We start from the raw sequence: 14427 nt of genomic DNA on the forward strand, positions 1-14427 counted from the left end.
TCCGCCTTATTCGGCGGCTTTGGCAGCGTTCCAGAGCGCGTCCATCTCGTCCAGGCTTGCTTCCGCGGCGGAGCGGCCCTGCTGCTCCAGTGCGCGCTCGATGAACCCGAAACGCCGTTCGAACTTGGCGTTCGTGCCGCGCAGCGCGGCTTCGGGATCGACATCGAGATGCCGCGCCAGGTTGGCGACCGCGAAAAGCAGGTCGCCCACCTCTCCGGCCACCTGCGCCTTGTCGCCGGCATCGAGCGCCTCCTCTATCTCGCCGAGCTCTTCTCGGAGCTTGTCCAGGACGAGGCGAGCGTCGTTCCAGTCGAAGCCGACCGTGGACGCCTTGGCCTGCAGCTTCACGGCGCGCGTCAGGCCGGGCAGGGCGGCGGGTATGCCGGCCAGAAGCCCGCGATGCTCGTCCGCGGGCAGTCCGGCCGCCTCGCGCGCCGCGCGCCGTTCGGCCTTCTCGGCTGCCTTGATTTCTCCCCACAGCGCCTTGACGGCTGAAGGCGGCAGATGCCGGGCTTCGCCGAAGACGTGTGGATGACGCCGGATGAGCTTGGTCGTGATGGCTTCCACGACGCCTCCGAAATCGAAAGCTCCCTGTTCCTGCGCCATGCGGGCGTGAAACACGACCTGGAGCAACAGGTCGCCCAACTCGTCGCGCAGGTCCGAGATGTCGCCCTTCTCGATCGCGTCCGCGACCTCGTAGGCTTCCTCGATCGTGTAGGGGGCGATCGACGCGAAGTCCTGCTCGAGATCCCACGGGCATCCTGAACCCGGGGTTCGGAGCGCCGCCATGATGGCGAGCAGGTCAGCGATGTCCCGAGAGGGACGGGGAGGGGCTTGTTCGGTCACGGGTTGTCCGGGCTGAATCGAAGGCCCGGACACCCTAGCCAAACCCGCGGCCGGGCGCGACCGACCGCGTCAGACGCCCGCGCCGGCTTCCGCGGCTTCCTCGACGCAGCTGAGATCGAACGCGGCGAGACCCTCGTCCAGCAGATCGGGCAAGTTCGGAATCCCGAGCAGGTATTCGTCAGTCGGCGTGTCCCCGCGCTCCTTGGCGAGCGCAATGGCGTCGTCCCACTCGTCCGGCCCGTAGTCCCCGCGGCCGACCCAGACGAGAGCCACGAGATTGGCTTGTTCGTCTACGTTGAGGCCGGTGATGAAGGCGCGGATTTCGCCTTCGACCGGATCGTCTTCGCCGGATTCGAGTACGTCGAAGGAACGGTCGTCAGCCGGGTTGGAGCCGGAATCCGGGTCCGTCTCGCCCTCCTTGCCGTCGAACTGGCGGGCCTGGCGGATCAGCGCACAAACCTTGTCGAGGGCGATATCCATGGTCGGAGCCTCTTGCTGGTCTTGGTGTCCGGGAAGACGTTTCTGACCTGCCGATGGTTGCGTGCGGCGAACTCGATTTGCGCTTCGTCAACAAGGCCGGCCCGTGTGTGCAAGCGCACAGCGCGGAACCGTTTGGTTGCGCAAAAAACCCTGGCGGACCGGCAACTTCGGCCCGCTCCAATCGTTCTCTGCGGCCACCGGAGACTGCGTCTTGCGCCCCTTCCTCGTTCTTGCCGTGATTGCTCTCGCCACGCCGGCCCTTGCGGCATCCAAGACTCCGCCTGTCGGCCAGGTTGAAACCTCGTCCGTCGCTCAGCCGCTCAAGGTCGGCGCCGTTCTTCCGGCCGGCGCGCATGTGATCATACAGGCGGACGGCGCCTATGGCATCGTCATCGACCAGAGCCGCGTGCTCGTGGTCGAGCCCAAGTCGCGCAAGGTCATCGAAATCCTCGATAGCGGCGCCTGACGGTCTCACCCGAACCGAGCAGCGCCATGCCTTCGGCCCCCGCGGAACCCGCCGCGGGGGCCGAAGCTTGTTCTGGGGCAATTGCGCTTGCGCAGGCTCACGGAGAACGGAATGGCGCCGCGGTCGGTCTGGAAGGGTTACCTGAAGCTGTCGCTCGTGAACTGCGCGGTGGCTCTCTACCCCGCCGTCACTGAGGCGCGGGCCGTCCACTTCCACCGCATCAATCGCAAGACCGGCAACCGCCTGCGCATTCATCTCTTCGACGAGGAGACGAACCAGGAGGTCGAGAAGGACGATCAGGCCAAGGGCTACGAGATCGCCAAGGGTGAGATGGTCGAGGTCACCGAGGAGGAACTCGACAATGTCCGCCTCGAGGCCACCCACATCATGGAGATCAACCGCTTCGTCGATCGAAACGAGGTGGATCCACTCTTCTTCGACCGACCCTACTACCTCTCCCCCGACGACAAGCCCTCTCAGGAAGCATTTCAGGTCATCCGCGAGGCGATGGCGCGGCGCAAGCTCGCGGCTCTTTCCACCGTGGTGATGCACCAGCGCGAGCACATCGTTCTGCTGGAGCCCCGCGACGCCGGCCTCATGGCGACCGTCTTGCGCTGGCCCTACGAGGTGCGCGGCGACGAGGAGGTTTTCGCCGATCTCACGGCCGCGCCCAAGCTCGACAAGGACCTGCTGGAAGTGGCCGACGCCCTGGTCGAGCGCAAGCTCGGCGCGTTCGATCCCGCTGAGTTCCACGACCGCTACGAGGAAAGCCTGCGCACGCTGCTGGAAGCCAAGAAGGCCGGCAAGAAGGCCCCGAAGGCCCCCAAGGCGCCGGCCGCGACCAAGCCGACCGGGATCCTGGAGGCGCTGCGGCTCAGCCTGCAGCAGGAGGGTGCGCCGACCGAGCGCCGCCGCCCGGCCGCATCCGCCGCAAAGGCGCCCGCCGCCAAGGCCCGGAAGACGGCCGCGGCCCGCAGAACCGCGACCAAGCGCTGACAGGAGGCCGCTTTGGCAGTTCGAAGGTCCGCCGACAAGACGGCCGCACCGAAGGCTTCAGCTCCGAATGGCCGGGCGAAGAAGTCCGCCAAAGCCGGACCTGCGCCGGCGTCCACCGAGGAGGTGGCCGATCCCCTCAAGCTCTACCGGGAAAAGCGCGATTTCACGCGCACGAGCGAGCCGGGCGCCGAGGTCGCCAAAGGGCAGGGCGCCCAGTTCGTGGTCCAGAAGCACGCGGCGCGCCGGCTCCACTACGACCTGCGGCTGGAGCTCGACGGCGTTCTGAAAAGTTGGGCTGTAACGCGCGGCCCCAGCCTCGTTCCCGGCGACAAACGCCTGGCGGTGCAGACCGAAGACCATCCGATGAAGTACCTCGAGTTCGAGGGCGTCATCCCGCAGGGGGAGTATGGCGGCGGAACCATGATCGTGTGGGACCGCGGAACCTGGCGACCGGAGCACGATCCGCACAGGGCGCTCGCCAAGGGGCATCTCGACTTCGTGCTTGAAGGCGCGCGGCTCGGCGGACGGTGGCATCTCGTGCGGATGCGGCCGCGACCGCATGAGAAAAAGGAGCAGTGGCTGCTGCTGAAAGGCGACGATGCGTTCGCCCGCACGGCCGACCAGCCCGATGTGCTGGAGGAGAACCGCTCCTTTCTGAGCGGCAAAACCAACGACGACTTGAAAGCCGAGGGCGTCATCCGGGTGGATCATGCATCGCGGCAGGCCAGCAAGGCTGCGCCCGCCGCCAAGGCGGTTGCGATCAAGCCCGCCAAGGCCCCGAAGGCGCGCAAGGGCCTGTTGCCGGTATTCCTGGAGCCGAGCCTCGCCGCGCTGGTTGAGGAGCCGCCGGACGGCGGCGAGTGGATCCACGAAATCAAATATGACGGCTACCGCATCCAGGCGCGCCTTGACGGCGGCGAGGTGCAGCTTCTCACCCGCAAGGGGCTCAACTGGACGGAGCGCTTCAACCGCGTGGCCGACGCTGTGCGCCAGCTCGGCCTCGGCTCGGCGCTGCTCGACGGGGAAATCGTGTCTGAGGCCGAGAGCGGCGTCCCGAGTTTCGGCAGCCTCCAGGCGGACCTCAAGGCAGGCCGGCAGGATCGGATGGTCTACTACGTTTTCGACGCGCTCTATCTCGACGGCGTCGACCTGACGAAAACGCCCCAGATCGAGCGCAAGCGGCTGCTGGAAGCCGCGTTGGCCGGGCTGCCGGAGGGATCGCCGCTGCGCTACAGCGCCCATTTCGAGCATGACGGCGGGACCATGCTGACGCACGCGTGCCGCCTCGGCTTGGAAGGCGTGATCTCAAAACGAAAAGATGCGCCGTACACGCCCGACCGGGGCTCGCATTGGCTTAAGGCCAAATGCGTCTTGCGGCAGGAGTTCGTGGTGATCGGCTACACGGTGTCAAGCGCCGCCAAGCGCTCCATCGGCTCCCTGGCGCTCGGCTACTATGATGACGGCAAGCTGATCTATGCCGGCCGATCGGGCACCGGCTTTTCGGGCGACGAGGCCCAGAGCCTCTATGCCGGCCTCTCGGCTATCCCGTCCGAAAAGCCGGCGTTCGGCCGAAAGCCGCCGGCCGGGACCGACAAGGGCGTGCGCTGGGTAGAGCCGCGTTTTGTCGCCGAGATCGAATTTCGAGGCTGGACCAACGACGAGCTTCTCCGCCAATCCGCCTTCAAGGGCCTGCGGGACGATAAGCCTCCCGCCGAAGTCGTGCGCGAAGGCGGCTCCGGTCGCGCCAGCGCCGCGCCCGCCGCCGAGGCCGACCTTTCCGGCGTGCGGCTCACGCATCCCGAGCGGGTGCTGTGGGAAGAGGGCGGCGTCACCAAGCAGGGTTTGGCGGATTTCTACGCCGACATCGCCGCGTGGGCCTTGCCCCATCTCGTGAACCGGCCTTTGAGTCTGGTCCGTTGCCCGAACGGGGCAGGCAAGCAGTGCTTTTTTCAGAAGCACCGGTGGGAAGGACTGTCGCCCGATATCCGCTTTGTCGATGTCGGGGACGCGGAGCCGATGACCTTCATCGAAGACCTGCGCGGGCTGCTGGGATTGGTGCAGGCAGGCGTCCTGGAAATCCACCCGTGGGGATCCACGATTGCGGACATCGAAAAGCCGGACAGAATTATCTTCGATCTCGATCCCGGCGACGACGTGAGTTGGTCGCAGGTGATCGACGGGGCTCTTGAGGTCCGACAGCGGCTCGGCCGGGACGGGCTGGAAAGCTTCGTCAAGACGTCGGGCGGAAAAGGCCTGCACGTCGTCGCGCCGCTCACGCCTTTGGCCGATTGGGAGACCGTAAAGGACTATACCCGCGGGGTGGTGGAAGCCATGGAGACGGATGCGCCGTCGCTCTACGTCGCGAACATGGCCAAGCGGTTGCGCAAGGGCCGCATCTTCGTGGATTACCTTCGCAACGGGCGCGGCGCCACTGCGGTCGCTGCTTTCTCCACACGAGCCCGCGACGGAGCCCCCGTTTCCACGCCGCTGGCGTGGGATGAACTGTCAGAGGCCCTCAAGGCCGACCACTTCCGCATCGGCAATCTCCGGCAGCGGCTGGACTTTCTCGCGGCGGATCCCTGGGACGGATTTTTCGACCTGCGCCAGACCCTGCCCAAGGCCGCGGGCCGCAAGAGTCGGAAGAAGACCGCGAAGGCGGCCTGAGTCTCAACATTGCCGCGCGGGCATACGAAAACGGCCCCGGATCGCTCCGGGGCCGTTTCGTCATGCCGCGTCGCGGCGAATGATTACTCGATGACCTGAACAACGCGGCGGGTCGACGGGTCGACCAGCACAGTGCGGTTGTTGATCACCGAATAGCGATACTGCGTCTTCACGCCGACATCGGCCGGGACCGAATAAAGCTCGACGGTCTGCGGCAGGGGCTCGCCGACCACGACACGCTCCTGGTAGCTCACCGACGGGCGACGCTGCTCGACAACGTACTGGTGAACTCGGGTGCTCTCCTGCTGGGAGAGGGTGCCGCCCACGATGGCGCCGGTCACGCCGCCAACGGCCGCGCCGATCGGGCCACCAACAATCGCTCCACCCACCGCGCCCGTGGCGGCGCCGGCGGCGGCTCCGCTCTGGCCGGACTGCGCGAAAGCGGCGGCTGGAGCCAGCATAGCCAGCGACAGCGTCGCCGCGAGAATAGCCTTGTTCATTTGTTCGTCCTCTCTGCGTAATCGATGCAGCAAGAACGTGACCTGAGCCAGACGGTTCCCGGTTTCCTGCTCAATGAAGAAGACGGTTTCCCAATCATGTTCAGTACACCCTCTATTACTGTTAACTTTATCCGCTCTGCTTAAGCTGGCGCGGCAGGCCGACAGCGAGTGCATCGCGCTGACCGTTTTCGAAGAACGATAGCGTCAGTGTCGACTCGTGTCCCCGGCAGCGCGACGAGGTGTTTGTCGGAGCAACAACCGCGCGCCGAGCTCCGAAATGGAACTTACGTCGCCGCGCTCGCGTTCGCGTGTCGAAAGCCGCCAGGCTTCCGTTCGCAGCGCCGTCAGTCCGACGCTGCGCCATTTTTGGGGGCGCCGGATCATGGCGAGCTCAATCAAAACCACCGTTGCGCAAGCTGCGCCGACGATCAGCACGCTGGGGGGCGGCAGATCGGCCGTGGCCGAGACCCTTGATAGCGTTGTTGATCATTCCGCCGTGGTGCTCCCTGTGCCTCCCGCGCAGTCACGCACCGTGGCGTTGCTGCTGGGAGCCATGGTGATCGGCTGTTTGATCGCCGGCAGCCTTCTTCGGCACTCGACCGCAACCTTCACCCAAGTGGCGGAAACCCCGGCCTGGGCGGCCCCGCCGCAGCTGGCGGGACGTTAAGGCATGCGCGCCGGAGCCCTCCTTCTCAGAACCGTGCCCGTGGCGGCGATAGGCTTTTGCCTCGGCGGCTGCCAGCATGGCGTGCTGGATCCCAAAGGCCCCGTCGGCGCTGCTGAACGCACGATCCTTCTGAACTCGCTGGCGATCATGCTCGCGATCGTGATCCCCACCATCGTGGCCACGCTGGCTTTTGCGTGGTGGTTTCGTGCGTCGAACACCCGCGCGCGCTACCGGCCGGACTTCGTCTACTCAGGCAAAGTCGAGCTGATCGTGTGGTCGATCCCGACCCTCGTGATACTCTTCCTGGGCGGCGTCATCTGGGTCGGATCGCACCAGCTTGATCCCTACAGACCGCTCGCATCGGATCAAAAGCCGCTCGAGGTGCAAGTCGTTTCGCTCGATTGGAAATGGCTGTTCATCTACCCGGAGCAGAACGTCGCGGCCGTGAACCAGCTCGTGGTGCCGGCCGGACGACCGGTGCATTTCACGCTGACGTCCGCCAGCGTCATGAACGTGTTCTTTGTGCCCCAGCTCGGCAGCATGATCTACACGATGAACGGCATGGCCACGCAGTTGCACCTGCAGGCCGACCAGGAAGGCGAGTTCGCTGGCCGCTCGGCGATGTTCAGCGGCGACGGCTTTCCGGGGATGTTCTTCACCGTAAAAGCCGTGCCGGGCGACGCGTTCGATGGCTGGGTCCAGACAGCGCAGGGCGCGGGTGCGGCCCTCGACCGCGCCGCCTATGCGCAGCTCAACAGAAAGACTTCCTTCGATCCGCCAACCACCTATCTGTCGGTCGACCCGCATCTCTTCCACGCCATCGTCTCGCAGGAGCTGCCGCCGCAGCCGGGGCCTGACCAGGGCCGGGGCGGCCCGGACATTTCACCAAAACCGGGGGGCTAGCATGCTGGGCAAGCTGAACTGGGACGCCGTTCCGTGGCACGAGCCGATACCGATGATCGCGTCGGGAACGGTCGCGCTTGTGATCCTGGGCGTCATCGCCTGGGTCGTGCTGGGTGGCCATCTCCCCTATCTCTGGCGCGAGTGGATCACCAGCGTCGACCACAAGCGCATCGGGGTCATGTATGTGCTGCTCGCCTGCGTGATGCTTCTGCGGGGCTTTGCGGATGCCGTGATGATGCGTTCGCAGCACGCCGTGGCTTTCAAGGCGGCCGGCTTTCTTCCGCCCGAGCACTACAACCAGATCTTCTCGGCGCATGGCACGATCATGATCTTTTTCGGCGCTATGCCGTTCGTGATCGGCCTGATGAACTTCGTCGTGCCGCTGCAACTCGGCGTCCGCGACGTTGCGTTCCCGACCCTGAACTCCGTCGGCTTCTGGCTCACAGCCACGGGCGCGCTGCTGGTCAACATCTCGCTCGTGATCGGCGAGTTCGCCCGTACGGGCTGGCTCCCCTATCCGCCGCTCAGCGAGACGACCTATTCGCCCGGCGTGGGCGTCGACTACTATCTCTGGGCCGTTCAGATATCCGGCGTCGGAACGCTAATCGGGGGCGTCAACATCGTCACCACGATTCTGAAAATGCGCGCGCCCGGAATGGGTTATCTGCGCATGCCGATGTTCTGCTGGACCGCGCTCGCGTCCAGCCTCCTGATCGTCGCCGCGTTCCCCATCCTCACCGCCACCTTGGCGATGCTGACGCTGGACCGCTATCTCGGCTTCCACTTCTTCACCAACGAAGCCGGCGGCAACCCGATGATGTTCATGAACCTCATCTGGGCCTGGGGGCATCCGGAGGTCTACATCCTTGTCTTGCCCGCCTTCGGGATTTTCTCCGAGGTGATCTCGACCTTCTCGAGCAAGCCGCTGTTCGGCTATCGCTCGATGGTCGCCGCGACCCTGTTCATCTGCATCGTGTCGTTCACGGTCTGGCTGCACCACTTCTTCACGATGGGGGCGGGCGCGGACGTGAACGCCTTTTTCGGCATCGCGACCAGCATCATCGCGGTTGGCACGGGCGTGAAGGTCTACAACTGGCTCTTCACAATGTATGGTGGCCGCATCCGCTTCGACACGCCGATGCTCTGGTCTCTCGGCTTCATGGTCACCTTCGTGATCGGGGGCATGACGGGCGTGCTGCTGGCCGTTCCGCCCGCCGACTTCGTGCTGCACAACAGCATGTTTCTGGTGGCGCACTTTCACAACGTGATCATCGGCGGTGTGATCTTCGCGGCCTTCGCGGGCCTGACATACTGGTTTCCGAAGGCGTTCGGGTTTCGACTGCACGAGGGGTGGGGCAAGGCGGCGTTCTGGTTCACGCTGGCGGGGTTCTATCTCACGTTCATGCCGCTTTACGTCGCCGGCCTCCTGGGCATGACGCGGCGCATGCAGCGCTATGATTTCGAGCCCTGGCATCCTTGGATGATCGCGGCGGCCCTCGGCACCGTGGTAATCGCGGCCGGCGTCGCCTGCCAGATCATCCAACTCGTCGTCAGCATCCGGCAGCGCGACCGGTTGCGCGACGTCACCGGCGACCCCTGGGACGGCCGCTCGCTCGAATGGGCCACGGCGTCGCCACCGCCGACGTTCAACTTCGCCACCCTGCCGAATGTCAGCGCCGAAGAGCCGTACTGGGAGATCAAACAGCGGGCGCGCGAGCAGAACAAGCTGCGCGACGAGCCCGAATACGAGGAGATCGAGATGCCGCGCAACAGCCCGACGGGCTTCGTCTGCGCCTTCTTCGCTACCCTCATGGGATTTGCGCTGATCTGGCAGATCTGGTGGCTGGTCGGCCTAGGCTTCGTCGGCGCCTACGTGACGTTCGTAGTGTTCGCTTGGCGGGACGTGCCCGAATACATCATCCCCGCCCATGACGTTGCGCTGCTCGACCGCCAGAACCGGAGCGCCCGCAAGGACGCGCTCTCGACCTATGCGGGGCCCGCCGAATGACCGCCGCGGACATCACACGAGGCCGGCCCACAGGCCCGGATCCCTATCGCGTCGGCCATTCCAGTCATGGCCACAGCCGCGCGCCCGGCCATGGCGAGGGTGGGCCTGCGCCCAAGCGCATCGTTGTCGCATATGGGTTCTGGATCTTCCTGCTAAGCGACATCGTGATGTTCTCGGCCTTTTTCGCCGCCTATGCGGTGCTGCAAGGCGCAACCGCGGGCGGCCCGACTGGCGCGGAACTCTTCGACCTGCGCATCACCGCCATCGAGACCGCCTGCCTGCTCGCCTCGAGCTTCACCTGCGGGCTCGCGAGCCTGTCCGTCGAGGCGCGGAAGCCGCTCTGGTTCTACGCCGCGATGGCGCTGACTTTCGTGTTCGGGGCGGCCTTCATCCTGCTCGAGATCCGCGAGTTCATCGAGCTCGTCGACAAGGGCGCGGGGCCGACGCGCAGCGCCTTCCTGTCAGCCTTCTTCACGCTCGTAGGCTGCCACGGCCTGCATGTCGGCGCGGGGCTGTTGTGGCTGCTGACCATGATGGCGCAGATCTTCGCCAAGGGTTTCCGACCCGACATCGTCCGCCGCTTCATGTGCTTCAGCCTGTTCTGGCACGCGCTCGACATCATCTGGGTGGCGCTGTTCACGGTCGTTTATCTGTTGGGAGCAGGCGCATGAGCGGGCACGAGCATGACGACTACGATAGCGCGCCGGGCGACGAACTGCGGATGGAGGGCGACGTCGCCTCCGGCTTCCGCAGCTACGTTCTGGGGCTCGGGCTTGCCACGCTGCTGACCGTGATCTCGTTCGCGCTGCCCACCACCGGCCTCGTCTGGGCTCCGGCGGTTCCGATCGCGCTTGTGGTCTTCGCCATCGCGCAGATGGGCGTGCACCTGGTGTTCTTTCTCCACATCACCACCTCGCCGGACAACACCAATAATGTCCTGGCGCTCGCCTTCGGGGTGCTGATCGTCTTTCTGGTGATCGGCGGCTCGATCTGGATCATGAGCCACCTCGCTCACAACACCATGCCGATGGACGAGATGATGCGCATGCAGCGCTGACGTCAGCTCTCGTTGCGCACTCCAGCAGCGGGCGGAACTGCCGGAGCCGCGAGCCGGCTCGCGAGGCTGGCGGAGCCTACCCGGCAGGCGCCGACCGCCAGGGACGGGCTCTCCATCGTGTAGCGGCACGTCGTCACGCGCCATTTCACCAGCAGATCGAGCCTCGTTGTCGCCCGCACGGCGCAGGGCTCGGAGACGCCGTCGAGGCGCCGGCACTGTTCTCCGGCGGGCGGCGCCGGGACGTCAGTTAGCCGGATACGAAAATCGCCCGCGTCCAGCGTTTGCGCGTCGACAGCCGTGAGCCGGGTGAAATCGCGCTCGATCACGGCTGGCGGCGGCGGCGCGACTGCGACCGGCAACCCCCGCGTGACGTCCAGCGCCGGCTGCGCGGCGAAGGGCTTCCAGCCCGCAAACGAGGCCGCCAGCGCCCGGGCTTCGCGCGCCTCGGCCTCCGCATGTGCGGTGGCCGTCCAGCGGGCCGCCGCGACCGCGCACAAAGCGGCCAGCGCCAATGCGGTTACGGCGGCCGTGCGCGCTGCGGCGTCCAGCGTCAGCCCGCGCGGGCGGGGGAGGGGTGTTCCGGTATGGTGAAGCTGTGCAAGCATGGCGTCTGCCTCGGTGCTCAGATGATACCAAGCAGAATGGACACCGATGGGGGGATACTTGCCTGGATCGCTAAAATTCGGACGATCTGTGCTGCAAGCGTAGCGTGTTAAAGCCTATTGCAGTTTGCGATAAACGGAGCATCTCCTTCGGTCTGGCGAATAGATCAGAAATTTGTTTCAAATAGACGCGTCAGGCGGCCTGATCCATTTACGCTCAACGCGCATTCACGCTTCGTCTTAGGACCTCGTTAAGCCGCAACCGGTGTGCTCGACCCACAACTTTCGGGCGAGACCATCCAGTGCGTTCCTCCATCATCGGCATCTTGGCGCTGGCTCTCGCGTCCTTTGCGAGCCTCTCGGCGGCCCTTGCGGCCGAAACCCGCGTCGCCGCGCTCGGCTCAGTCAGCTCGGCCCAGGTCATCCAGGGCAAGTCGAAGACCGTGCAGATGGCGCGGTCGTTTGTCGACCTCGTGGTTGGCGATCCCGAGATCGCGGACGTCATGCCGCTCACGGACCGAAGCCTCTACATCCTTGGCAAGAAGGCCGGCACGACCAACGTGTCGATCTTCGACGGCCTGAAGCAACTTGTCGGTGTGGTCGAGGTGGAGGTCACCTACAACACGCCGCGCCTGGCGGCAGACATCGATCGCCTCGGCTCTCGAGGCGCCCGTATCTCGACGGCCAATGGCAAGACGGTGCTGAGCGGCGAGGTCGAGGACGGCGTCGCGGCCGCCAAGGCCGTGAACCTCGCCCGCCAGTACGGCCCCGAGGTCATGAACGCCATGCAGGTGCGCGGTTCGCAGCAGGTCATGCTCGAAGTCCGCTTCATCGAAGCCTCGCGCTCCGCCGGCAAGGATCTCGGCGTCAACTGGCGCGCAGTTGGAAACAACTATGGCGACCCCCTGAAGGGCGCCCTGAACTTCGCCGCCGCATCCGGCACGGGCGGACTCGCCTCCGGGGGCACGCCGTTCGGTGCGGTGGTCGGGCGCGTGTTGTCGAGCGGCGTCCAGGCCGATGTGCTCGTGCAGGCGCTCGAGGAGAAGGGCCTCGCACGGCGTCTCGCCGAACCCAACCTCATCACCATGTCGGGCGAGAAGGCGAGCTTCCTGGCCGGCGGCGAGTTCCCGATCCCGATTCAGGCCGACCAGGGCCGGATCACCGTCGACTATAAGAAGTTCGGCGTCGGCCTCACCTTCACTCCAACCGTGCTCGGCAACGGCGTCATCAATCTTCGCATCGAGCCGGAGGTCAGTCAGCTCGACGTGAACAACGCGATCCGCACCGCCGGAATCGCGATCCCGGCGCTGATCGTGCGTCGCGCCTCCACGGTGATCGAACTACGCGACGGCCAAAGCTTCGCGATCGCGGGACTGCTGCAAAGCGTCAACCAGGAGACGCAGCAGCAGCTCCCGTGGCTTGCGGATGTCCCGGTGATCGGCTCCCTGTTCCGCTCCGCGTCATTCGAGAAGAAAGAGACGGATCTCGCCATCATCGTCACCCCGCATCTCGTCCGCCCGGCGCGGCCCGGCGAGAAGCTGAGGACGCCTCTCGACCAGTCGCCGATGGCGAACGACATCGACCGCGTCCTGTTCGGGCGAACAAGCGGACCGGCGCCCGAGCGTCCGGCGCGCGCAGGCGGCTACATTCTTGAATCGAAGAGGGTCCGCGATGCGGCGGTGCAGTAAGACAATCGCGCTCGGCCTGATGCTGACGCTGACCGCTTGCCAGGACAGCCTGGCGCGACGCGAGACCATCGATATCGCGGCCGGCGACGCCATCGCACAGAACAAGGCGATCCACATCATCGATCCCTGGCCCGCGTCGTCGGCCAACACGGCCATCCCCACCAATGCACGGCGCGTCGCCGATGCGATCGAGCGCTACGAGAGCCGCGCGCCCGCCGGCGTCGCCGCAAGCGGCGCTCCTGTGTTCGCCCCCATCACGCTCGCGCCGCCCGCCGCAGCGCCCTGATCCTCCCGCTTGATCATGACCCAAGACACCCAACAGCCTTCGACCATTCTCCTGATCGGCCCCGATTCCGCTTTGCTGGAGGGGGTCGCCGCCGTGCTCGCGCCGGTGCAGTCGGTGCGCCCCGTCATTGCGGCTCTTCCGGTCGAGCAGGTCGCGCGCGATCCGCGCGCCGCACAGGCCGCCGTGGTGGTGGTGGATCTCGATCCCCGGCGCCAGGAGAGCCTCGCGGGCCTGCGCACGCTGATGGGAACAGTCGCGCCCGGCGCGCCCGTGATCGTGCTCACTGAAGCCTTCGACGATGGCCTCGCGCGCTGGTTCCTGCAGATTCGGGTTGCGGACTTCCTGCGCAAGCCCGTGCAGCCAAAGGACGTGCTGCGGTCCTGCGTGCAGGCACTTCGCGCCGGACAGGCGATGCCGGAGCAAACCGGCCGCACGCACGCGCTGCTTCCAGCGCTGGGCGGCGTCGGCAACACCACCTTGGCGATCGAAACCGCCATGATCCTGCTGCGCGACGGCAAGGAGCCGTCGACCTGCCTGGTCGACCTCGATTTTCAGAGCAGCTCCTGCGCCGAGTATCTGGATATCGAGCCGCGCCTCAACGTCGAGGAGGTGGGCCGCTACCCCGAGCGGCTCGACCAGCAACTTATGGAGGTCATGCTCAACCTGCACGGGTCGGGCCTGTCGGTGCTGGCGGCTCCCGGTCGGCCGGCGCAGCCCAACGATGTCAGCCCGGACTTCGTGCTGCGGGTGCTCGACCTGGTGTCGGCGCGCTTCCGCAACGTCGTGATCGACCTGCCACGGCGTTGGGATCCCTGGACGGACGCGGTGCTGGGCGGCTCCAACACGGTGTTCCTGGTGACCGACATGACCGTGCCGGGACTTCGGCAGGGCCGCAACCTCGCCAGGGCGGTGTCCGAGCGTCTGCCGGAGGTCGAGCCCCGGGTGGTGGTCAACCGCTTCCAGCAGACCTCGCTTTTTGGCACGGGCTTGCGCAAGACCGATGCCGAGAGCGCGCTCGGGGCGTTCTTCGCCGGCACGGTGGCCAACAACTATCCGCTCGTGCGTGAAGCCATCGATCGCGGCCTGCCGCTTGAGTCCGTGAAGGCGGGCAGCAACGTCTCGGCGGATCTCCGCAAGATCGTGCTCTCGCCTGTCGCCCGCGCCTGAGAACGTGGCGAAAGCTGCAATTTTACCGTGCGGCCTTCGGCGTTTTTCACACCTGCCCGCCAGCATTGCCTCGCTTCAAGATCGGCGACCCCAACCC

Annotated in this window: 15 protein-coding genes; 11 read left to right on the top strand and 4 right to left on the bottom strand. The window is 66.0% G+C overall.

Annotated features, from left to right (window positions below; translation table 11 throughout):
* Positions 1-6 precede the first annotated feature (6 nt).
* Positions 7-846 carry a nucleoside triphosphate pyrophosphohydrolase gene (gene mazG, locus IEV99_RS09995; RefSeq protein WP_280514642.1) on the bottom strand — a complete coding sequence of 280 codons (840 nt, stop codon included), beginning with the start codon at positions 844-846 and terminating at the stop codon, positions 7-9.
* 69 nt (positions 847-915) lie between these two features.
* Positions 916-1326 carry a DUF3775 domain-containing protein gene (locus IEV99_RS10000; RefSeq protein WP_188517489.1) on the bottom strand — a complete coding sequence of 137 codons (411 nt, stop codon included), beginning with the start codon at positions 1324-1326 and terminating at the stop codon, positions 916-918.
* A 211-nt stretch (positions 1327-1537) separates the two neighbouring features.
* Between IEV99_RS10000 and IEV99_RS10005 the strand changes: the two genes are divergently transcribed.
* From IEV99_RS10005 to ligD, 3 genes are all read left to right on the top strand, one after another.
* On the top strand, positions 1538-1792 hold the full coding sequence (locus tag IEV99_RS10005) for a hypothetical protein (protein WP_188517490.1): 255 nt from the start codon (positions 1538-1540) through the stop codon (positions 1790-1792).
* 111 nt (positions 1793-1903) lie between these two features.
* On the top strand, positions 1904-2788 hold the full coding sequence (gene ku / locus IEV99_RS10010; RefSeq protein WP_188517491.1) for a non-homologous end joining protein Ku: 885 nt from the start codon (positions 1904-1906) through the stop codon (positions 2786-2788).
* Positions 2789-2800: 12 nt separating this feature from the next.
* Positions 2801-5452, top strand: a complete 2652-nt coding sequence (gene ligD / locus IEV99_RS10015; RefSeq protein ID WP_244643724.1) for a DNA ligase D — start codon at positions 2801-2803, stop codon at positions 5450-5452.
* Positions 5453-5535: 83 nt separating this feature from the next.
* On the opposite strand, the gene IEV99_RS10020 is transcribed toward ligD, so the two are convergent.
* Positions 5536-5952, bottom strand: coding sequence for a DUF1236 domain-containing protein (locus tag IEV99_RS10020; protein ID WP_188517492.1), 417 nt, complete (start codon positions 5950-5952; stop codon positions 5536-5538).
* A gap of 277 nt (positions 5953-6229) precedes the next feature.
* Here IEV99_RS10020 and IEV99_RS10025 point away from each other — a divergent pair, with 277 nt between their 5' ends.
* The 5 genes from IEV99_RS10025 to cyoD are packed head-to-tail and all read left to right on the top strand — an operon-like array spanning position 6230 to position 10587.
* The gene (locus tag IEV99_RS10025; protein ID WP_188517493.1) at positions 6230-6619 is read left to right on the top strand and encodes a hypothetical protein; all 390 of its coding nucleotides are present in this window, start codon (positions 6230-6232) and stop codon (positions 6617-6619) included.
* A gap of 3 nt (positions 6620-6622) precedes the next feature.
* Complete coding sequence (gene cyoA / locus IEV99_RS10030; protein ID WP_188517494.1) at positions 6623-7522, top strand: ubiquinol oxidase subunit II; 900 nt, start codon at positions 6623-6625, stop codon at positions 7520-7522.
* Between the two features lies 1 nt (position 7523).
* On the top strand, positions 7524-9530 hold the full coding sequence (gene cyoB / locus IEV99_RS10035) for a cytochrome o ubiquinol oxidase subunit I (RefSeq protein ID WP_188517495.1): 2007 nt from the start codon (positions 7524-7526) through the stop codon (positions 9528-9530).
* Complete coding sequence (gene cyoC / locus IEV99_RS10040) at positions 9527-10201, top strand: cytochrome o ubiquinol oxidase subunit III (protein WP_188517496.1); 675 nt, start codon at positions 9527-9529, stop codon at positions 10199-10201. The genes cyoB and cyoC overlap by 4 nt, the downstream gene beginning before the upstream one ends.
* A complete protein-coding gene (cyoD, locus tag IEV99_RS10045; RefSeq protein ID WP_188517497.1) occupies positions 10198-10587 on the top strand; it encodes a cytochrome o ubiquinol oxidase subunit IV in 390 nt (129 codons plus the stop codon). Before cyoC ends, cyoD begins: the two co-directional genes overlap by 4 nt.
* A gap of 2 nt (positions 10588-10589) precedes the next feature.
* On the opposite strand, the gene IEV99_RS10050 is transcribed toward cyoD, so the two are convergent.
* Positions 10590-11192 (bottom strand): hypothetical protein, encoded by a 603-nt coding sequence (locus IEV99_RS10050; RefSeq protein ID WP_188517498.1) that lies wholly within the window; start codon positions 11190-11192, stop codon positions 10590-10592.
* 299 nt (positions 11193-11491) lie between these two features.
* On the opposite strand from IEV99_RS10050, the gene IEV99_RS10055 reads away from it, so the two are divergent.
* Genes IEV99_RS10055 through IEV99_RS10065 form a run of 3 tightly spaced genes read left to right on the top strand, consistent with a single transcriptional unit; the run spans position 11492 to position 14330 of the window.
* Positions 11492-12877, top strand: coding sequence for a type II and III secretion system protein family protein (locus IEV99_RS10055; protein WP_188517499.1), 1386 nt, complete (start codon positions 11492-11494; stop codon positions 12875-12877).
* The gene (locus tag IEV99_RS10060; RefSeq protein ID WP_188517500.1) at positions 12861-13163 is read left to right on the top strand and encodes a hypothetical protein; all 303 of its coding nucleotides are present in this window, start codon (positions 12861-12863) and stop codon (positions 13161-13163) included. The genes IEV99_RS10055 and IEV99_RS10060 overlap by 17 nt, the downstream gene beginning before the upstream one ends.
* A 15-nt stretch (positions 13164-13178) precedes the next feature.
* Positions 13179-14330 carry a CpaE/TadZ family protein gene (locus tag IEV99_RS10065; RefSeq protein ID WP_188517501.1) on the top strand — a complete coding sequence of 384 codons (1152 nt, stop codon included), beginning with the start codon at positions 13179-13181 and terminating at the stop codon, positions 14328-14330.
* Positions 14331-14427 lie beyond the last annotated feature (97 nt).

The organism is Alsobacter metallidurans (assembly GCF_014636935.1).
GTDB classification, from domain to species: domain Bacteria; phylum Pseudomonadota; class Alphaproteobacteria; order Rhizobiales; family Beijerinckiaceae; genus Alsobacter; species Alsobacter metallidurans.

Coding starts and splice junctions, on each gene's coding strand:
- cyoA (WP_188517494.1), top strand. CDS start 6,623: ATGCGCGCCGGAGCCCTCCTTCTCAGAACCGTGCCCGTGGCGGCGATA.
- IEV99_RS10000 (WP_188517489.1), bottom strand. CDS start 1,326: ATGGATATCGCCCTCGACAAGGTTTGTGCGCTGATCCGCCAGGCCCGC.
- cyoC (WP_188517496.1), top strand. CDS start 9,527: ATGACCGCCGCGGACATCACACGAGGCCGGCCCACAGGCCCGGATCCC.
- ku (WP_188517491.1), top strand. CDS start 1,904: ATGGCGCCGCGGTCGGTCTGGAAGGGTTACCTGAAGCTGTCGCTCGTG.
- cyoD (WP_188517497.1), top strand. CDS start 10,198: ATGAGCGGGCACGAGCATGACGACTACGATAGCGCGCCGGGCGACGAA.
- cyoB (WP_188517495.1), top strand. CDS start 7,524: ATGCTGGGCAAGCTGAACTGGGACGCCGTTCCGTGGCACGAGCCGATA.
- IEV99_RS10050 (WP_188517498.1), bottom strand. CDS start 11,192: ATGCTTGCACAGCTTCACCATACCGGAACACCCCTCCCCCGCCCGCGC.
- IEV99_RS10020 (WP_188517492.1), bottom strand. CDS start 5,952: ATGAACAAGGCTATTCTCGCGGCGACGCTGTCGCTGGCTATGCTGGCT.
- IEV99_RS10025 (WP_188517493.1), top strand. CDS start 6,230: ATGGAACTTACGTCGCCGCGCTCGCGTTCGCGTGTCGAAAGCCGCCAG.
- IEV99_RS10060 (WP_188517500.1), top strand. CDS start 12,861: ATGCGGCGGTGCAGTAAGACAATCGCGCTCGGCCTGATGCTGACGCTG.
- IEV99_RS10065 (WP_188517501.1), top strand. CDS start 13,179: ATGACCCAAGACACCCAACAGCCTTCGACCATTCTCCTGATCGGCCCC.